This is a genomic window from Microbacterium sp. VKM Ac-2923, from assembly GCF_022815605.1.
Taxonomy (GTDB): domain Bacteria; phylum Actinomycetota; class Actinomycetes; order Actinomycetales; family Microbacteriaceae; genus Microbacterium.
In genome coordinates this window covers 87,699-107,044 of record NZ_JALGRP010000010.1, presented here as the reverse complement: position 1 = coordinate 107,044, position 19,346 = coordinate 87,699, and the positions used below count along the sequence as shown (strand labels likewise).

Annotated in this window: 15 protein-coding genes; 12 read left to right on the top strand and 3 right to left on the bottom strand. The window is 67.1% G+C overall.

Annotated features, from left to right (window positions below):
- The first annotated feature begins 64 nt into the window (after positions 1–64).
- From MT347_RS15090 to MT347_RS15060, 7 genes are all read left to right on the top strand, one after another.
- Complete coding sequence (locus MT347_RS15090) at positions 65–1,198, top strand: 5-(carboxyamino)imidazole ribonucleotide synthase (RefSeq protein WP_243502105.1); 1,134 nt, start codon at positions 65–67, stop codon at positions 1,196–1,198.
- Between the two features lie 101 nt (positions 1,199–1,299).
- Complete coding sequence (gene purE, locus MT347_RS15085; protein WP_243502149.1) at positions 1,300–1,767, top strand: 5-(carboxyamino)imidazole ribonucleotide mutase; 468 nt, start codon at positions 1,300–1,302, stop codon at positions 1,765–1,767.
- Entirely contained in the window at positions 1,764–3,227 is a 1,464-nt protein-coding gene (locus tag MT347_RS15080; RefSeq protein WP_374206544.1) for an LCP family protein, read from the top strand. Before purE ends, MT347_RS15080 begins: the two co-directional genes overlap by 4 nt.
- The gene (locus MT347_RS15075; RefSeq protein WP_243502103.1) at positions 3,224–4,327 is read left to right on the top strand and encodes a glycosyltransferase; all 1,104 of its coding nucleotides are present in this window, start codon (positions 3,224–3,226) and stop codon (positions 4,325–4,327) included. Before MT347_RS15080 ends, MT347_RS15075 begins: the two co-directional genes overlap by 4 nt.
- A gap of 50 nt (positions 4,328–4,377) precedes the next feature.
- A complete protein-coding gene (locus MT347_RS15070) occupies positions 4,378–5,316 on the top strand; it encodes a glycosyltransferase family 2 protein (protein WP_243502101.1) in 939 nt (312 codons plus the stop codon).
- Between the two features lie 66 nt (positions 5,317–5,382).
- Positions 5,383–5,907, top strand: a complete 525-nt coding sequence (locus MT347_RS15065; RefSeq protein WP_243502099.1) for a hypothetical protein — start codon at positions 5,383–5,385, stop codon at positions 5,905–5,907.
- 26 nt (positions 5,908–5,933) lie between these two features.
- Complete coding sequence (locus MT347_RS15060) at positions 5,934–8,270, top strand: VCBS repeat-containing protein (protein WP_243502097.1); 2,337 nt, start codon at positions 5,934–5,936, stop codon at positions 8,268–8,270.
- On the opposite strand, the gene MT347_RS15055 is transcribed toward MT347_RS15060, so the two are convergent.
- Positions 8,251–9,678 (bottom strand): bifunctional dTDP-4-dehydrorhamnose 3,5-epimerase family protein/NAD(P)-dependent oxidoreductase, encoded by a 1,428-nt coding sequence (locus tag MT347_RS15055; RefSeq protein WP_243502147.1) that lies wholly within the window; start codon positions 9,676–9,678, stop codon positions 8,251–8,253. The two genes, MT347_RS15060 and MT347_RS15055, sit on opposite strands and share 20 nt — an antisense overlap.
- 5 nt (positions 9,679–9,683) lie before the next feature.
- The gene (gene rfbB, locus MT347_RS15050) at positions 9,684–10,682 is read right to left on the bottom strand and encodes a dTDP-glucose 4,6-dehydratase (RefSeq protein ID WP_055958472.1); all 999 of its coding nucleotides are present in this window, start codon (positions 10,680–10,682) and stop codon (positions 9,684–9,686) included.
- A gap of 82 nt (positions 10,683–10,764) precedes the next feature.
- Here rfbB and rfbA point away from each other — a divergent pair, with 82 nt between their 5' ends.
- The 5 genes from rfbA to MT347_RS15025 are packed head-to-tail and all read left to right on the top strand — an operon-like array spanning position 10,765 to position 17,732.
- Positions 10,765–11,649, top strand: a complete 885-nt coding sequence (gene rfbA, locus MT347_RS15045) for a glucose-1-phosphate thymidylyltransferase RfbA (protein WP_243502095.1) — start codon at positions 10,765–10,767, stop codon at positions 11,647–11,649.
- Positions 11,650–11,706: 57 nt separating this feature from the next.
- Positions 11,707–13,659, top strand: a complete 1,953-nt coding sequence (locus MT347_RS15040; RefSeq protein ID WP_243502094.1) for a rhamnan synthesis F family protein — start codon at positions 11,707–11,709, stop codon at positions 13,657–13,659.
- Positions 13,656–15,584 (top strand): rhamnan synthesis F family protein, encoded by a 1,929-nt coding sequence (locus MT347_RS15035; protein ID WP_243502092.1) that lies wholly within the window; start codon positions 13,656–13,658, stop codon positions 15,582–15,584. The genes MT347_RS15040 and MT347_RS15035 overlap by 4 nt, the downstream gene beginning before the upstream one ends.
- Positions 15,585–15,606: 22 nt before the next feature.
- A complete protein-coding gene (locus MT347_RS15030) occupies positions 15,607–16,524 on the top strand; it encodes an ABC transporter permease (protein WP_055960092.1) in 918 nt (305 codons plus the stop codon).
- Positions 16,524–17,732 carry an ABC transporter ATP-binding protein gene (locus MT347_RS15025; protein WP_243502090.1) on the top strand — a complete coding sequence of 403 codons (1,209 nt, stop codon included), beginning with the start codon at positions 16,524–16,526 and terminating at the stop codon, positions 17,730–17,732. The genes MT347_RS15030 and MT347_RS15025 overlap by 1 nt, the downstream gene beginning before the upstream one ends.
- A gap of 43 nt (positions 17,733–17,775) precedes the next feature.
- Here the strand turns inward: MT347_RS15025 and MT347_RS15020 are convergent, their stop codons facing one another.
- Complete coding sequence (locus MT347_RS15020) at positions 17,776–19,341, bottom strand: DUF2142 domain-containing protein (protein ID WP_156459253.1); 1,566 nt, start codon at positions 19,339–19,341, stop codon at positions 17,776–17,778.
- Between the last annotated feature and the right edge of the window lie 5 nt (positions 19,342–19,346).

Below are 19,346 nucleotides of genomic sequence, written 5' to 3'. Positions count from 1 at the left end.
CGCCCCCGCCGGCTCGCGCCCCCGCGGCCATGCCGACAGAATGGATGCCGACGGAGGGAGCGGCATGGCGCTGCGAGTCGGAGTGGTCGGTGGCGGACAGCTGGCGCGGATGATGATCGCGCCCGCCGTCGAGCTCGGCGTCGAGATCCGCGTGCTCGCGGAAGACGAGGGCATGTCCGCGGCGCTCGCCGCGACCGCCGTCGGCGACTACCGCGACGCCGACACCGTGCTGGCGTTCGCGCGCGACGTCGACGTCATCACCTTCGATCACGAGCACGTGCCGCAGGATGTTCTGGCCGCCCTCGTCGACGCGGGTGTCGCCGTGCACCCCGGCCCGGCTCCCCTCGGCGTCGCGCAGGACAAGCTCGTCATGCGCGCCCGCATGGCCGAACTCGGCCTGCCGCAACCCGACTGGGCGGCCGTGACCGACTCCGCCGAGCTGCAGGACTTCCTCAATGCCCACGGCGGCCGCGCCGTGGTGAAGACCCCCCGCGGCGGTTACGACGGCAAGGGCGTGCGCGTCGTGTCGGCGGCGACCGAGGCCGACGACTGGTTCGCCGCTCTCGCCGAGGACGCGGGTGGTGGGGCGCTGCTCGCCGAGGAACTGGTCGACTTCACGCGCGAGCTCGCGCAGCAGGTGGCGCGCCGCCCGTCGGGAGACGTGCGGGCCTATCCGGTGGTCGAGACCGTGCAGCGCGGGGGTGTGTGCGCCGAGGTGATCGCCCCGGCTCCGCGCGCCGACGAGCGCGTGCAGCGGGTCGCCGCCGAGATCGGCGTCGCCGTGGCCGAGGGACTCGGTGTCACCGGCATGCTCGCGGTGGAGCTGTTCGAGACGACCGATCAGCGCATCTTGATCAACGAACTCGCCATGCGCCCGCACAACAGCGGTCACTGGACGCAGGACGGGGCCGTCACCAGCCAGTTCGAGCAGCACCTGCGCGCCGTCCTCGACCTGCCGCTGGGCTCCACGGATGCCGTCGCCCCGTGGTCGGTCATGATCAACGTCCTGGGCGGGCCCGCCGAGGGCGGTCTGGCGGAACGGTTCCCCGCGGCCATGGCCGCGCACCCCTCGGCGAAGATCCACACCTACGGCAAGGCGCCGCGCCCCGGTCGCAAGGTCGGGCACGTGAACGTCGTCGGCGACGACCTCGACGAGATCGTGTACGAAGCGCGGGGTGCCGCGTCGTTCTTCGACTGATCCCGTCGCGCGCCGTTCCGCGATCTTCCAGCGAGCGCCCCTAGCCTGGACCGGTGACCCGGCCGCTGCATTCTTCCGAGACGCCCGTGGTCGGCGTCGTCATGGGCTCCGACTCCGACTGGCGCGTGATGAGCGACGCGTCGCAGGTGCTGACGGAGTTCGGCATCCCGCACGAGGTCGAGGTGGTCTCCGCGCATCGCACTCCCGACAAGCTCGTGCGCTACGGCCGAGAGGCACGCGCACGGGGTCTCCGGGCCATCATCGCCGGGGCGGGGGGAGCCGCGCACCTGCCGGGCATGTTGGCATCCGTCACCGCCCTCCCCGTCATCGGCGTGCCGGTTCAGCTCGCGACGCTCGACGGGTTGGACTCGTTGCTGAGCATCGTGCAGATGCCCGCCGGCATCCCGGTCGCCACCGTCTCCATCAACGGCGCCAAGAACGCCGGACTCCTCGCCGCGCGGATCCTCGGCAGCGCCGACCCCGAGCTCGCCGACCGCGTCGAGGCCTACGCGAAAGACCTGGAGTCGCAGGTCGAGGAGAAGAACCGGCGACTCAAGGACTCCCTGTGACGCTCACCGCGGCTCGGCCCGGTGCGCCGGCCCGGGCCATCGAATCCCGACCGCTGCGCAATCCCGACGCCACCTCGCCCGAGGTCATGACGCGTCGCGGCTGGTGGCTCGTGGTCCTCAACTTCCTGATCCCCGGGTCGGCGCAGGTGCTCGCCGGCGGTCGGCGGCTCGGACGCATCGGCCTGGGAGCGACGCTGGCGATGTGGACCCTCCTCGCGCTCGGCGCCCTGGGGGCGCTGCTGTGGCCGACGGGTCTGTTCACGGTGGTGACCGGGTCGTTCTTCCCCGACTTCCTGTCCGCGCTCCGGCCGGTCCCGTTGACGCTCGTGCAGATCGCGCTGCTCGCCTACATCGTGTTGTGGATCGTGCTGACCATCGACACCCTTCGGCTCGTACGTCTGGTGCGCGTCGGGCCGCTGGCGCGGGTCGCGATGGCGATCGTGGCCGTGGGTCTGCTGGTGCTCTCCGGCTCCGGGGCCGCTTACGCCGCGCAGATCGCGGGGAGCACGCGCGACGCTCTGTCGTCGCTCTTCACCCAGTCGGGGCCGATCGTGCCGCCGTCCGACGGGTACTACAACATCCTCCTCCTCGGCGCCGACTCCGGCGAGGGACGCGATTCGATGCGCTTCGACAGCATCTCGGTCGTGTCGGTCAACGCCGACACCGGCGCGACGACCATCACCGGCATCCCGCGCGACATGCCGCACTTCCCGTTCGCGCCCGGGCCGATGCAAGACAGGTACCCCGACGGTCACCAGGGTTACGCCGATCCCACCTGCGGGTGGGGGAGCGGCGTCAACCAGCTGAAGACCGAGGTCGAGGTCTGCCAGGACGGCAACGCGCTCTACCCCGACGCCGAGGCGAACGGCTCCGAGCCGGGCATCGAGGCGACCAAGGATGCCGCGGAGGGCATCCTCGGCATCCAGATCCCGTACTACGTGCTCATCGACATGAAGGGCTTCGCCGACGTGATCGACGCCCTCGGCGGCGTCGACATCACGGTGCAGGAGCGCCTGCCCAAGGGCGGGCCCGCCTACGACGGCCAGCCCGTCGACGACTGGGCCTTCGGGTGGATCGAGCCCGGCGCGCAGAAGATGGACGGCGACACGGCCCAGTGGTACGCCCGGTCGCGGTACACCACGAGCGATTTCGACCGCATGCGACGCCAGCGCGAGCTGCAGGAGGCGATCCTCGCCCAGTTCACTCCGCAGAACGTTCTGACGCGGTTCCAGCAGGTCGCCGAGTCCAGCACGAACATCGTCCAGACCGACCTCCCGCAGGGACTGATCGCGCCCACGTTGGTCGATCTCGCGCTGAAGGCGAAGGACCAGTCCATCAACACCCTCGAACTCACCCCCGAGGGCGGCGTCGACGAGTACGACCCGGACTACGCCCAGGTGCAGCAGATGGTGCGCGATGCCCTGCACCCGGCCGAGGCGACCGAGGACCCCGCGCCGTGACGGTCTCCCTCCGCGTCGTCCTCGACCAGCTGGTCTCCCCGACCTCGCCCGACCTCGCCGAGGCATCGGCATCGCTCACCGAGGCGCTCATCGCCACCGCCCCGCGCGGCTGCGACGTGTCGGCCATCGTGCCCGCGCCGGGGATCCCGGATGCCGCCGCGGTCGCCGGCCTCAGCTCCGAGACGCGGCTGGCCGTGCGCCGACGCGAACTCGCGGCGTCGTGGCAGCTCGGTGTCGCTCCCGGCATCGGCCGGGGCCTGATCCACTCGCCCACGGCCCTCGCACCGCTGGTGCGGCACGACCGCGTCAACGAGACGCACCAGATCGTGGTCACGCTGTGGGAGCTGCGGGCGTGGGAGACGCCGGAGGAGCTGCCGAAGGCCGAGATCCTCGCCTGCCGGGCCCTGCTGTCGCGCGTGACCAAGCACGCCGACGCCGTCATCGTGCCCACCCACGCGATGGCTGCGCGCCTGGCCGAGGTGGCCAAGAGCAAGCTGTTGAAGAAGGTGCGCGTGATCGGCGGCGCGCCCGCCGCTGGGATGCGCGTCCCCTCGGATGCCGTGGGGCGTCTGCGCGCTCTCGACCTGCCGACGTCGTTCGTCGCGCTCGCCGGAGGAGCGGCACCGTCCGATGCCCTCGCCGCCGCTTTCGCCGCGGTCGTCGCCGCGGGCTGGGACGGCGACGTGGTCGTGCTCGACGTCCCCGAGGGGGAGGAGCCGGCCGTCGCCGACATCGCCGCCGCCGCCGGTCTCTCCGAGAGTCGCGTGCATAGTCGTGGCGCGCTCGACCGGTGGGATCGGGCCGCCGTCCTCTCTCACACGGCGGTGTTCGTCACGGCGTGCGGCCGCACCGACTGGCCGTGGCGCGCGGTCGACGCCCTCGCCGTCGGGGTGCCGATCGTCGCGGTCGACAGCCCGGTGCACCGCGAAGTGCTCGCCGACGCGGCCGCCTACGCCGTCCCCGCCGACCTCGGCGACGCGCTCTCCCGCGCCCTGGGCGAGGACGCCGAGCGCCTGCGCGTGCTGGCCCGCGACCGGGCGAAGGGCTTCGCCTGGAATGCCGCGGCCGAGCGCGTGTGGGCGTTGCACGCGGAGTTGTGACGGGTGCCCGCTGATCGGCGCCCGTGGCTTGCGGCAATAAGCTCGTCAGCATGACAGAGCGCGTCGGGATCGTCGTCCGCACCCGGCAGCGACCGGACTTCCTGCGGCGGGCGCTCGTCGACATCTCCGCGCAGACGTACGACAATTTCCGCGTCATCGTCGTGAACGACGGGGGAGACCCCGCCGAGGTCGACGGCGTCGTGACCGCCTCCGGACTGGACGCGGTGACGGTCCGTCACATCGCGCCCGACGAGGGCGGACGCTGCGTCGCCGCGAACCTCGGCGTCCGCGATGCGGGGACGGAGTACGTCGTGCTGCACGACGACGACGACCGCTGGCATCCCGAATTCCTCGCCCGCACCGTGGAGTGGCTCGACGCCACGCCCGCCGACGCGGCCGTGGCGGTGCCGACGGAGATCGTCTACGAGGAGAAGCGCGGGGGAGCGTGGATCGAGGTGGGGCGGGCGCCGTTCTGGGCCGGAATGCAGCGCATCTCCCTCACCGAGATGCTCAGCGTCAACCGTGCGGTTCCGATCTCGGTGCTCTACCGCCGCGCCGTCCACGACGATGTCGGCCCCTACGACGAGACCCTCGATGCCGTGGAGGACTGGGACTTCTACCTGCGCATCCTCCGGTCGGGCCGTATCGGCTTCCTTCCCGGTGAAGCGCTCGCGTTCTGGACGCAGCGACCGGATGCCACGGGCCTCGACGCGAACAGCATGTTCGCGTTGACCGCCGAGCACGCGGCCGACGACGCACGCGTGCGCGACCGTGCGCTTGCGGAGTGGGTGAGCCGGGAGGGCGTCGGGCTGCCGCTGTACCTCGCCTCGCTGCACGAACAGACGATCACGCACATCGACGCCCGGGTCGCCGAGCTCGAGCGGACTCTGCACGAGCGCATCCAGGATGATTTGCGCCGCGAACTCGACGCGCACCAGCCGGTCTGGTCACGACTCCGACGTTTGCGTCGCCGCGTCAGCGGACGGTGACGGCGACGGCGACGGCGTAGCCGGTTCAGCAGTGACGTCAGCGGTGGGATCATTCATACTGATCGCGTGAAGCACGTCACCGCCGCCGTCCCCCGCCTCTCCCGGCGCCCTCGCATCATGCTTCCCGGGGCGGCCCTCGCGGGGCTCCTTCTGCTATCGGCCTGTGCCACGCCGGGAGGATCGGCGGTTCCCACCCCCTCTCTCGACGCGTCCGGGTCCGCGTCGGCCCCCGCGTCGCCGACGCCCACCCTGGAACCCTCGCCCGGCGTGAGTCCTGAAGCGACACCTCCGACCGACGAGCCGTTCAACGGTCAGATCCTCATCGTCACGTCGGAGGTTCGCGACGGTCGGCTCGAGGTCACGGCGATGGTGCCGCAGGTGGCGGAGTCTGGCGGCCTCTGCACCCTGACGGTTCCGTCGACCGGTGCCAGCGTCACGACCCAGGCGAGCGAAGGCAAGGACGTCACCTACTGCGGCGTGATGTCCGTCGAGGCCGTCGAACCTGCTGAGGATCTCGCCTTCACGGTGTCCTATGAGTCGTCGACGACGAGGGCCGAATCGTCGCTCACGACGGTCGAGCCCGCCGCGTGACCCGCGCGACGGCCGTAGGTCGGCGCGTGGCGGCGTTCGTCGCCATCTGGGCGTGCGCCCTCGCGGTGCTCGTCGCCCTCCCCGCCACCGTTTCGCCGACATCCCCGGCATCGGCTGCGAACGCCGCGGACTGGAACGCGGGCAACATCATCGACGACGCGGTCTTCTACGACAGCAACGCGATGAGCTCGGGCGAGATCCAGACGTTCATGGAGCGGCAGGTGCGGTCCTGTCAGTCGGGCTACACCTGCATCAAGGACTATCGCCAGAACACCGACAACAGGCCCGCCGACCGCTACTGCGACGGCTACACCGGGCGCGCGAACGAGAGCGCGTCGACCATCATCGACCGCGTCGCCCGCTCCTGCGGCATCAGTCAGAAGAGTCTGCTCGTGCTCCTGCAGAAGGAGCAGGGCCTCGTCACCTCCACGTCACCGTCGGCGTGGAACTACTCGGCCGCCACCGGACAGGGCTGCCCCGACACCGCCCCGTGCGACCCGTCGACCTCCGGGTTCTTCTACCAGGTGTACTACGCGGCGCGGCAGTTCGAGATCTACCGGCTCTCACCCACCTCGTGGGGCTACCAGGCGGGCCGGTACAACAACATCCTCTACAACCCCAACGGCAACTGCGGAACCCAGCGTGTATACATCGAGAACCAAGCGACGGCGGGGCTCTACATCTACACCCCCTACGTTCCGAACCAAGCGGCGCTGAACAACCTCTACGGCACGGGTGACGGCTGCTCGGCCTACGGCAATCGCAACTTCTGGCGCACGTTCACGGACTGGTTCGGTTCGACGCGGTACACGCCGCCGCGGCCGCAGTATGGCGTGGACCCCTCCGTCGTCGCGGTCGACAGCTCCGGCAACGTGTTCTCCTATCCGTTCAAGAACGGGGCCTGGGGTGATCGCGTTCAGACCGCGGCAGGAATCAGAACCGGCGAAAGTCCCATTGCGGTCGGGGACTTCGACGGTGACGGGCGACGCGACCTCGTCGTCGTCGACAGCGCCAAGGCCGTCTGGCTGCGGCCACTTCAAGCTCGGACCGGCGACCTCTCACCACGGCGGATCGACGTCGACTGGTCGACCACGGTATTGGTGACGGCGGCGAGCGATGCTGACCTCGACGGTGTCCCGGATGTCTACACGACGACGGCGTCGGGTCTTCTTCTGCTGTGGGAAGGCACCGGTTTCGGCACGTTCGCGCCCGCGCGTGTCGTGGGAAGCGGGTGGAGCGGATTCACCGCCCTTGTCGGCGGTGCCGACATCACCGGAGACGGTCGTCAAGACATCGTGGCTCGTGACGCCGCTGGAGACGTGTGGCTGTACCGGGGAGATGGTACGGGCGGTTGGCAGGCTGGTCGCACCCAGATAGCGACCGGGTGGGGCGCGATGCGCAACATTCTCACGCCGGGGGACTACACCGGCGACGGAGTCGCTGACATTCTGGTGGTCGATCAAGACGGTCTCCTGTGGTCGTATGCGGGGGACAACTCCGGCCGGTTCGTCCGCGGCGGGGCACCTGCGGGCACGGGATGGTCGATCATGAGCGTCGTCTCAGGCGAAGGGCCCACCCCTGGGCGGCCTCGGCCTTTTCCCGGCGGTTCTGGAGATCTCACAGGCGACGGTCTAGCGGACGTCGTGGCCGTTTCGGCGCGAGGTGGTCTGAGTGTGTACCCAGGTGACGGGGGCGGCGGATGGAAAGCGCCGGTTGCGGCATTGCCGCGATGGGGTACAGCCCGCGTTGTGCCGCTCGGCGATTTCACCGGCGACGGATTCGCCGATCTCGGAAGGATCGGCGACGATGGCGTGTTTCAACTGTGGAAAGGGCGGGGGGACGGAACGTTCAACGGTCCCACAGTGATCGGCAGCGAGTGGCAGAACCTGTCGTTGGTGACCGGCGGAGTCGATTTCGACGGCGATCGCCGCGTCGACATGGTCGGCAGGGATCGCACCGGCGTCCTCCGTCTTTATCGCGGTGACGGAAGCGGCGGGTGGCTCTCCGGCTCGGGCAGCGGCGTCGGTACGGGATGGTCGATCGTCACCTCCCTGTCTGCCGGGGGCGACCTCGACGGCGACGGGCGGAATGACCTGCTCGCCCGTCGGACAGACGGCACCCTCTGGTCCTACGGAACAGACGGCCGTGGGTCTTGGGGGGACGTCCGACAGATCGGAACCGGGTGGAATGCTTTCGAACCCGTGTGGGGAGTGGGGAACTTCGATGGCTCGGCGGGACCTGATGTCATGGGTCGCACGGCCAGTGGCGATCTCGTTCTCTACCGAGGCGATGGCGCCGCGGGATGGCGCGGGACCGGCACGCTCGTCGGAACGGGATGGAACGTCATGCGGGAGATCCGCTGACCTGCAGATACGCCCGAAGGCGCTGCCGGTGATCTCCCGTCACAACGAAACCATCGTCGCTCAGTTCAAGGACGCTGTTGCGGGGACGCGGAGCGACCGGGCCTGCGGCGCCGGCGAAGTACGCCTCCGTGCTCACTCCGGTGACGCGATCCGGGTCGTGCCCCGTGAGCTGGAAGACATCTCGAGCGATGTCGTACCACGAACAGGGCTCTCCGTCCCCGGTCACGTTATGGACGCCGTATGGTGCGCCCCGTTCCGTGACGGCGCGCACGGTCGCCGCGATGTCGCGCGTGAAGGTGAGGCGCCCGAACTGGTCATCGACGACACGAGGATCGATGCCGCGCTCCGCCAGCGAGACCATAGTCTGCACGAAGTTGGCACCATCCCCGATGACCCAGCTCGTGCGGAGAATGTGATGCCGTGGCACGGCGGACACGATCGCGTCGCTCGCGGCTTTGGTCTGACCGTAGACGCCGAGCGGTGAAAGGGGATCTCCGGCCGCGTAGGCCCCGATCTTCGAGCCGTCGAAAACGTAATCGCTGGACACGTGCACAAGGGTGATCCCGTTCGAAGCCGCGATGCGGGCCAGAGCAGCCACTGCGGTCACATTCGCGGCCCACGCCTCCGCCCGCCCCTCCGGGGTCTCAGCGAAATCCACCTTGGTGAACGCCGCGGCGTTGATGATCGTTCCGTAGTCGCGCCACCGTCGCGCGGTGTCCAGATCCGATGAGGTCAGGTCGAGCTCGGCGCGTGTCGCGTACTCGATCCACGGGCGCTCGCCGAACTCCTCGCGCACCGCTCGACCGAGCTGACCGTTGGCTCCCGTGACGAGGATCTTTTGCGGCGGCATGGGGACGACGTCTCCCAGGCGCGGGTGGTTCTTGTCTTTCTCGCTGATCTCCACCTCGTCGAGCGGAATGGGCCAGTCGATCGCGGCCGTCTCGTCGGCGAGATTCAGGAACGTGTACGTCGTCTTGGGCGACCAATGGTCGTTGACGAGATAGGTGTATGCGGTGTCCGGAGCGAGAGTCTGATACGAGTTGCCCACGCCGCGCGGTACGAAGATCGCCATCGATGGGTCGAGCTCTGTGGTGAAGACGGCTCCGAAAGTGTCTCCCTCGCGCAGGTCTACCCATGCACCGAAGATGCGGCCGGTCGCCACCGAGACGTACTTGTCCCAGGGTTCGGCGTGGATCCCGCGGGTAGTCCCGATTGCGTCGTTGAAGGAGATGTTGTTCTGCACGGGGTTGAAGTCGGGGAGATCGACACCTGCGGCGGTCATCTTTTCGCGCTGCCAGTTCTCTTTGAACCATCCGCGCGCATCGCCGTGGACGGGGAGGTCCAGCACGATGAGTCCCGGGATAGGGGTTTCGCGCACGGAAAGGCGCTTGCCGAACTCAGTGGACACCGTGGTCACTGCCCCTTGCTCGCGTAGAACTCTTCTACGCCGTCCTTCGACGGGGCCCACCAGGCCTCGTTGTCGCGATACCAATCCATGGTGGCCGCCAGCCCCGACTCGAAATCGCCGTAGGTGGGTGTCCAGCCGAGTTCGGTCCGCAGCTTCGTGGAGTCGATGGCGTAACGGAGGTCGTGACCCGGGCGGTCGGTGACGAGGTCGTACGCATCGGTAGGCTGCCCCGCGATCTGCAAGATCAGTTCGACGACGCTCTTGTTGTCCTTCTCGCCGTCAGCGCCGATGAGGTAGGTCTCGCCGATCTCGCCCTTGTCGAGGATGGTGAGCACCGCGGATGAGTGGTCGTCGGCGTGGATCCAGTCGCGCACGTTCTCGCCCGTTCCGTAGAGCTTCGGGCGAATTCCACGCAGGACGTTGGTGATCTGGCGGGGAATGAACTTCTCGACGTGCTGGTAGGGGCCGTAGTTGTTCGAGCAATTGCTGATCGTCGCCCGCACCCCGAACGATCGCACCCATGCGCGCACGAGAAGATCGGATCCGGCCTTGGTGGACGAGTAGGGCGACGAGGGGTTGTACGGCGTGCTCTCGGTGAAGCGCGACGGATCGTCGAGTTCCAGGTCGCCGTAGACCTCGTCAGTGGAGATGTGATGGAAGCGCACATCGTGCTGGCGGGCCGCCTCCAGCAGGGTGTAGGTGCCGATGATGTTGGTATCCAGGAACGGGCGAGGGTCGTGCAGCGAGTTGTCGTTGTGCGACTCCGCGGCGTAGTGCACGACGACGTCCGCTTCAGCGACGAGTGGGTCCACCACGGAGGCGTCGGCGATGTCCCCGACGACCAGTCGAACCCGTTCAGCGGGCAATCCCGCCAGGGACGCCTCGTTGCCGGCGTAGGTGAGCTTGTCCAGCACGGTCACGGTGTGGTCGGTGTGTGCGATGACGTGGTGCACGAAGTTGGAACCGATGAAACCGGCGGCACCGGTGACGAGAAGACGACTCATGCGGCTAAGGCTATCGAAGAGCGAACTCACCCGCCGCGATGCCGGATTGGTTGGCGGTGGGCGATAGGGAAGACTGTGCCTCATGCGCGGAATCATTCTGGCGGGCGGCACAGGCTCGCGGTTACACCCCATCACGCTGGGTATCTCGAAGCAGCTCGTGCCGGTCTACGACAAGCCGATGATCTACTACCCGCTGTCGACGCTCATCCTCGCGGGGATTCGCGACATCCTCATCATCACGACGCCGCAGGACTCCGAGCAGTTCCAGCGTCTGCTCGGCGACGGATCCCGCTTCGGCATCTCTCTGACCTACCGCGTACAGCCCTCGCCCGACGGTCTGGCACAGGCCTTCCTGCTCGGCGAGGAGCACATCGGGACGGAGTCGGTGGCCCTGGTGCTCGGCGACAACATCTTCTACGGGCAGGGCATGGGTACGCGACTGCGTCAGTACACCGAACTCGACGGCGGTGTCGTCTTCGGCTATCGCGTGGCCGATCCAACCGCGTACGGCGTCGTCGAGTTCGACTCTGACGGGCGCGTCGTCTCCCTGGAAGAGAAGCCGGTCGTGCCGAAAAGCGACTATGCCGTCCCCGGTCTCTACTTCTACGACAACGACGTCATCGAGATCGCCCGCGAGCTCACCCCGTCACCACGTGGCGAGCTCGAGATCACGGACGTGAACCGCACCTACCTCGAACAGGGGCGACTCCGTGTCGAGCTCCTCCCGCGCGGAACCGCGTGGCTGGACACGGGGACCTTCGACTCGCTCAGCGAGGCGACGGAGTTCATCCGAACGGTGGAGAAGCGCCAGGGGTTGTCGATCGGCTGCCCCGAGGAGGTCGCGTGGCGGATGGGCTTCCTGAGCGACGATGAATTGCGTCAGCGCGCCGAGCCGTTGGTGAAGAGCGGCTACGGTCAGTACCTGCTCAAGGCCCTTGCACAGGGAAACATCGACGGCCCCCTCTAAGCTCACCGGTGGTCTGCGTGCGGTTGAGGCCCCTGCCGCACCCGAGAGAATCACGGGATGTTCCGAGGGGCTGAACTGGAGCAAGCGTTGGTTTTCCCCCCCGATGGGCGACGGCTCGTCGTCTACGTCGTGTACGACCGGCGCGGCGGTGTCGACGACTACGTGGTCCATGCCCTTCAGGGGATGCGCGACCATGCGACCCACATTCTGGTCGTCATCAACGGGAAACTCTCCGATGACGCCCGGCGGCGTCTGGAGCCCGCGGTCGACGAAATCCTGCTGCGTGAGAACACGGGTTTCGACATCTGGGCGCATAAGGACGCCCTCGACCACCTGGGCCCGCGACTCGTCGAGTTCGACGAGATCGTGCTCACGAACGACACCTGGTTCGGCCCCGTCCGCCCGTACGGACCGGTCTTCGACCGCATGGACGCCCTCGACACCGACTTCTGGGGGATGACCGACCACGCCCGGGAGGAGCCCAACCCCTTCACGGGCGAGGGTGTGCTGCCGTATCACCTGCAGTCATTCTGGATCGCGGTGCGCCGGGACATGTTCATCTCGCCGCGTTGGGAGCGCTACTGGCGCGAGCTGCCCGAGATGCCGTCGTACTTCGACGCCGTGCTCAAGCACGAGACCATCTTCACCGAGACGTTCGTGGAGGCCGGGTTCGCGTCGGCTGTCGCTTTCGCGTCCGACGATTACCCGACCGACCACCCGGCGCTCTTCAACCCCACGTTGCTCATAGACGACGGCTGCCCGTTGGTGAAGCGTCGCCCGTTCTTTCATTGGCCGCCGTTCCTCGATCGGCATGCGGTGATCGGGCGCGCGGTGCTCGAGAAGGTGCAAGCGAGCGGCTATCCGACGTCGTTGATCTTCGAGAACCTCGCGCGGACAGTCCCGCCGAAGGTCGTGACCACCAACCTCGCGTTGCTCGACATCCTCCCGCGCACCGTGGTGACGGCATCCGAAGACCCGGCATCCCTGCGCGTGCTCGTTGTGATCCACGCGACCGGGGTGGCCTCGGTGAGTCCGCTTGTGGAGCGGCTGTCGTGGTTCCCGGCGCCGGTCGAAGTCATCGTCACCACCTCCGACCCTGCGCTGGCCCCGGCCATCGAGGAACTGCTCGTCAGGCACGGACAGAACATCTCCGCCGGTGAGGTGCGGGTCGTGCCGTCGGCGAACGGCCGTGACATGAGCGCCTTCCTGATCGGCTGCCGGGATGAATTGCTGAGCGACCGCTACGACGTCTTCGTCAAACTTCACGACCGTCTGCCCACCCGCCGCGGGAGGACCGTGTCGGAGTACTTCCGCCGGTACACACGCGACAACCTCGTCGGAAGCCCGGCGTACATCGCGAACCTTCTCGCGCTGTTCGTGCGTGAGCCGGGGTTGGGGGTCGTCCTCCCCCCCGTCATTCAGACCGGCTACGCAACGACAGGCGAAGGTTGGTCCTGGTATCGCGGCATGGGTCAAGACCTGGCAGACGATCTCGGTATCCGTGTTCCGCTGGACGGGATCACCCCGCTGGCGCCCTTCGGTGGCATGTGGGTCGGGCGCCCCGAAGGTCTTCGTCCGTACCTCTCGGCGAAGTGGACGTACGACGACTTCCGTGATCGGTCTCGCGAGCTCGTTCCGGACATGCAGCGGCTGCTCGAGCGTCTCGTATCGGTCGCGGCGGGGGAGCAGGGCTTACACGCGCGGATGGTGCTGGACGCCGAGCACGCGAGCCTCACGCACCTGTCGACGGAGTACAAGATCGACCAGCTCGCGGTCAATCTGCCCGGGTACCCCATCGAACAGATCCAGTTCCTCCATCGCGCCGGCTGGATGGGGACGGCAGGAGCCGTGGCGTTCTTCCGCATGTACATGAAGACCAATCACAACAAGGTCGTTCAACGTCTCGATCCGATCATGCACCCGTTCGGTCAGGGGGCCCGCGCTGTACTGCGCCGCGTGCGCGCCGCCGCGGCCGCGGGACGCACTCTGGTGAAGGGAGTCCGCTCGTGAGCGAAACCGAGGTCGCGCCGGCGGTCCCCTTTCCCGCAGACGGCCGCCGACTGATCGTTTACACGATCTTCGATCGCCGCGGTGAGGTCGAGGATTACGTCTTGTACGCTCTGGACGCCCTCCGCCAGCATGCAGATCACATCATCGCCGTGGTCAACGGTGTGCTCACCGACGCGGCCCGCGAACGACTGGCGCGCGCCGCCGACGAGATCATCGAACGCGAGAACGCCGGGTTCGACATCGGCGCTCAGCGGGCCGCGCTGACACACCTCGGTGACCGCATCGCGCAGTTCGACGAGATCGTCTTGACCAACGACACCTGGTTCGGCCCGGTGCGTCCTTTCGCCGCGCTCTTCGATCGTATGAACGCCCGTCCCGTGCACTTTTGGGCGATGACCGATCACACCGCCGAGGACCACAACCCGATCACGGGCAATGGCACGCTGCCCTATCACTTCCAGTCGTTCTGGATCGCCGTTCGGCGGGGGATGTTCCAGACTGAGCGGTGGCGGCGCTACTGGCGCGAGTTGTCTGAGATCTCCACCTACACCGATGCGGTGGTGCGGCACGAACTCGTCTTCCACAACACGTTCACGGGGAGCGGGTTCACGGGGGAGGTGGCGTTCTCGTCCGACGACTACGACGTTGTGAACGCCTCGTTGTTCGCCCCACGCGCCCTCATCGAGGACGGCTGCCCGCTGCTGAAACGGCGCCCCTTCTTTCACTGGCCGCCGTTCATGGATCGTCACGCGGTGATCGGTCGATGGGCGCTGAAGGCGGCGGCAGACGGCGGCTACCCGGTCGAGATCGCGCTGTCGAACCTCGCCCGCAACGTCGCGCCGAAGGTCTTGAACGCCGACGCCGGGCTCATGGACGTCATCGGACCCGACCACCCGCCCTACGATCCGGCCCTGGCACTGCGCGTCGTGGTCATCGCTCACATCTTCTACGACGAGATGACCGACGAGATGATCGAGCGGGCGAATACCCTCCCTGGTACGTACGACCTCATCGTGACGACCCCCGACGCCGATCGAGCGCGCCGCATCGAGACACGGATCGCGACCCTCCCGGGAGATCGAGGCGAGGTGTCGGTGCGCGTGGTCGATTCCAACGACGGCCGCGATCAGAGCGCATTCCTCATCGGATGCCGGGACGTGCTCCTTTCCGACGCCTACGACCTCGTCGTCAAGCTGCACAGCAAGAAGACTCCCCAGGATGGGTACAACGTCGGCACGCACTTCCGCGAGCAGCAGTTCCTCAACTTGCTGAACGACGAGGAGCACTCCTCCCGTGTGCTGGGGCTGTTTCAGCGCGAGCCGGGACTCGGACTCGCCTTCCCACCGATGATCCACATCGGCTATCCCACCCTGGGGCGGGCATGGTGGTCGAACAAGCCCGGGTTCGAGCGGCTTGCCAACGAACTCGGTGTCCGGGTTCCGCTCGACGACGTGTCGCCGCTCGCGCCATACGGGTCGATGTTCTTCGCACGTCCGCAAGCGCTGCGGTTGCTGGTCGAGCACCCCTGGAGATACTCCGATTTCGGCGGCGCGGAGGCGTACCACGACGGCGGGCTGGCGCATATCCTTGAACGTATGCCGTCTTACGTGGCCGGCGAATTGGGTTTCCACAGCCGGACGATCGTCACCCCCGTCTATGCCGCGGTCAGTCATACGGCGCTCGACTACAAGCTCGATGAAATGGCTGGCACGACGCCGGGATACGCCTTCGAGAAGATCGACCGGTTGCGGGCGCTCGGATTCGTGGGCACCGGATCCGGCAAAGATTTCCTCCGGATGTACATGCGTCTCAACCACATGGGCGCCGTGCATCGGTTGAGGCGGTTGATGGACCCGACCAAACGCCCCGGTCAGTTGATCGACCGGGTCGTGCGCGGGCTGACAGAACGACGAAAGAAATCATGACGAGAAACCGAGAATGGCAGCGATGAGCGAGGAGAGCGTGGCGCGATTCGCCCGCATCTCCGCAGCTCCCTACGCGGTCGTCGATGTGACCGGCCGCCGCACCAGCGGTCGGCTCGGCAAGATCGGCGAGATCCTCGGTCGCCGAGACCTGTTGAACCTGCTCGTGCGGCGCGACCTGCAGGCGCGCTACAGGGACAGCTTCCTCGGATTCCTGTGGACAGTGATCCGTCCACTCATCCAGTTCCTCATGTACTTCATCGTGCTGGGACAGTTCCTGCGGGCTGCCGAGGGCATCGACAATTTCGCTGTCTATCTGTTCTCCGGCCTCACGCTCTACGTCTTCTTCAACGACATGGTCTTCGGCGCCACCGGCTCCATTCTGCAAAACGGCGGGCTGGTGAAGAAGATCTACCTCCCGCGCGAGATCTTCCCCCTGGCGAGCATCGGCGGAGCGGGGTTCATGTTCCTCGTCCAGCTCGCGGTCCTCGTGGTCGCTGCGATGCTGTTCCGCGCTCTGCCCGAACCGGTTGAGATGCTGTGGTTCTTCCCGTCGGTCATTCTCATCACGATCTACGGTCTTGCCATCGGTCTGCTCCTCTCCGCACTCAACGTCTATCTACGCGACATCCAGTACCTGACGGAGGTCGTGTTGATGCTCGCGATGTGGGGCGCGCCCATCGTCTACTCCTGGCGCATGGTGCAGGACGTCATCATCCGTTTCGAGCTGCCGGAGTGGGTTCTGGATGTTTACGCGGCGAATCCTCTGACCATCGCTGTCCTCGGTTTCCATCGCGCCTTCTGGGGTGCCGGTACCGTTGACGATTACCCCGCGCAGCTGGGGTTGCGCATGCTCATCGCGGGCGTTGTCGGACTCATCCTGCTGGTCATCTCCCACCGCGTCTTTACCCGGATGCAGGGCAACTTCGCTCAGGAGCTGTGATGTCTGATATCGCCATTTCCGCGCCGGACATCGTGCGCCTGACCTCCGTCTCAAAGCACTTCCGCGTGCGAAAAGACAACAGTCTCAAGGACCGGGTGGTTCACCTCGGTCGTCTCGGCAAGTCGTTCCGTCGCGATTTCGTCGCCGTCGACGACGTGTCGCTCGCCATCCAGGCAGGCACCACGGTGGGCCTGCTCGGCGCGAACGGCTCCGGAAAGAGCACGCTGCTGAAACTGATCGGTGGCATCCTCTCGCCGTCGACCGGCTTGGTGGAGACGCGGGGACGAATGGCCGCGCTCCTCGAGCTGGGTGCCGGCTTCCACCCCGACCTCAGTGGTCGTGAGAATGTGTATCTGAACGCTTCCATCCTCGGAATGACGCGCGAAGAGATTGATCGTGAGTTCGACAACATCGTCGAGTTCAGCGGCATTGGTGACTTCATCGACACCGCTGTGAAGTTCTACTCATCGGGCATGTACGTGCGCCTCGCCTTTTCGGTTGCCATTCACACCGATCCCGATGTGCTGTTGGTCGACGAGGTGCTCGCCGTGGGAGACGAGACGTTCCAGCGGAAGTGCATGGACCGTATCGCCGAGTTCCGGGCGCAGGGTCGGACCATCATCCTGGTCACGCACTCGGCTCAGCAGGTCGCCGAACTTTGCGATCGCGGAATCGTTCTGAAGGACGGCGCGGTGGTCTTCGACGGCGAGACGCGTGCCGCCATCGGCGCACTTCGCGACGTGCTCGAAGGCCGACGCGTCGGCGAGGCTCCGCCGGAGCAGACGATTCATCCGATCCAGGTGAAAGGGGTGGAGCTGCTTCATGCAGACGGCACCCCCACCAAATCGGTCGACGAGGGGGATGCGCTCACCATTCGTGTGCATGTGGACTCGATGAAGCCGATCGAGCGGTGGGAACTCGGATTCAGCATCGACACCCCGCTGGGGCACATGGTGCTGGCATCGAACACGGAAATGATCGGACACCGTCTCGACCCGATCGGTGGACCAGTCACCGTCGACCTCCGCATCGATGCAATGCACCTCGGCGCGGGTCAGTACTACGTCAATGCCAATGCTGCGGGCGTCAGCGAGCCCAGCAGTCATGGTCTCGCGCAAGCGGCTTTGTTCACCGTGCGAACTCGTCAGGATGTCTCAGTAGGTACGGTCGCGGCCGCGGTGTCCGTTGACAGCGACCGAGTGGCCTGAGGCGATTCGCTCGAGGGACGTAGCCGCGGAGCGCGCCCGTGCATCAGCTCTCGGCCGGCGGGCCGTCGCTCCGACGTCGTCGGCTGCCCACCGCCGCGGTGGGTTCGTGGTCGTGGCGTTCGAGCCCGGTTGGGTCCGACCACTCGGTCCGCGAGGCCGCGGCGTCGGAGGCGTGGGCGAGAGGCAGCAGGGCGAGAGCGGCTAGCGCAAGCGAAAAAGCCACGGTGCCGATCGTGATGACGACCATGGGGGTCGGCCCCACGGGCCACCACCACTCCGCGAAAGTGCCAGGATCCAGAGCTGTGCCGTCCAGACCAGTTGTGTATCGCCGTACGTTCGTGTAGATCGCGAAGGCGAAGGCGACGGCGAGAGCGACCGCGGCGGACAGCCGGCGGAATCGTGTCCACTGGCGCTCGGTCGCGGCGCCGACGGACGCCACACCGAGGAGGATCACGATCAGCGGCAGAATGTACCGCGGCTGCACCTGCGTGCCGACGACGGCACGCGATTGCGCGAGAAGAATGAACGGCACCGCCCAGAGCGCGGCGAGTGTCACCAGCAGTGCGCTCGCTTCACGCCAGTTCGGCCGTCGGATGCCGATGAAAAGCACAGCGCTCGCGACGACCGTCGCGCAGACCGAGACCACCGAAGGCATGGGAGTGTCCAGCCATCCCAGTCCCCACCCACCCAGCGCGCCCGTCCACAGGTTCGGGACGTTCATCGCGTTGTCGATGAGCTGAGACCTCGTGAGCGGAGGGTTGTCGCTCGGGAGGCCCGATACGAGCGAACCGCTCTGGCCGGCGCTCAGGTAGAAACCGACACCGATGGCGCCGACGACGAGGAACGTGAGGAGCGGCACCAGCGACCGCTTGAGGCTGCGGACGCCGAGGAGAAGACCGACACCCGCGCCGAAGATGGCGAACGCCCCCGCGTCGGCGCGCGCGCCTGCACCCATGACCGTTCCGATCACGGCGAGCAAGGCCAGCAGCAGGCGCCTGCGACCCGTTGTCTGCGTCGCTCCGAATACGCCGATCCACACCGTGGCTGCGGCCAGGAGAGCCCACGACGACGGATTCGTCGACGCGTACACGAATATCCCCAGGGGAATGGCTGAGGCGATGACCGAGAGGATGAGCGCAGGGCGCAGACGCCGAGGCAACGCCCAGAAGGCGACGGTGATCAATCCGACCGCGATGAGCGAGTTCGCAAACCGCATGGCGACGACAGATGCCTCGACGTCGGGACTGGCGAAGACGCCCATAGCTCCGTAGAAGACGGGCGGATACAAAGGGCCCGTGTTGACGCGGTCGGCCTCGAACAGGCCCGGGGTGTCAGGATTCCAGCACTCGCCACTGTCGTTCGCCAGAAAGGCGTAGCAATTCGTCGTCGCGAGAGGAGTCGGGACCAGCTTCGTCGACGGATTGCCGGAGTCCTCGCAGAGGTCCGCTCGATCGCCGAGTCCGCACCAGATCGAGGGGAGATGGAAATCGTCGTCGGGACTCGATCCGACGGGTGAGGCGAGAGACCATGACCACAGCGCCACCAGCATCAACAACGGGATGAGCCAAGGTGAAACCGCGCGAAAGACGGTCGAAGAACGGCGGAGCACGCGTC

Excerpts from the sequence above, each read along its gene's own strand:
- MT347_RS15090 (WP_243502105.1), top strand. The coding sequence starts at position 65 with ATGGCGCTGCGAGTCGGAGTGGTCGGTGGCGGACAGCTGGCGCGGATG.
- purE (WP_243502149.1), top strand. The coding sequence starts at position 1,300 with ATGGGCTCCGACTCCGACTGGCGCGTGATGAGCGACGCGTCGCAGGTG.
- MT347_RS15070 (WP_243502101.1), top strand. The coding sequence starts at position 4,378 with ATGACAGAGCGCGTCGGGATCGTCGTCCGCACCCGGCAGCGACCGGAC.
- rfbB (WP_055958472.1), bottom strand. The coding sequence starts at position 10,682 with ATGAGTCGTCTTCTCGTCACCGGTGCCGCCGGTTTCATCGGTTCCAAC.
- rfbA (WP_243502095.1), top strand. The coding sequence starts at position 10,765 with ATGCGCGGAATCATTCTGGCGGGCGGCACAGGCTCGCGGTTACACCCC.
- MT347_RS15040 (WP_243502094.1), top strand. The coding sequence starts at position 11,707 with ATGTTCCGAGGGGCTGAACTGGAGCAAGCGTTGGTTTTCCCCCCCGAT.
- MT347_RS15030 (WP_055960092.1), top strand. The coding sequence starts at position 15,607 with ATGAGCGAGGAGAGCGTGGCGCGATTCGCCCGCATCTCCGCAGCTCCC.
- MT347_RS15025 (WP_243502090.1), top strand. The coding sequence starts at position 16,524 with ATGTCTGATATCGCCATTTCCGCGCCGGACATCGTGCGCCTGACCTCC.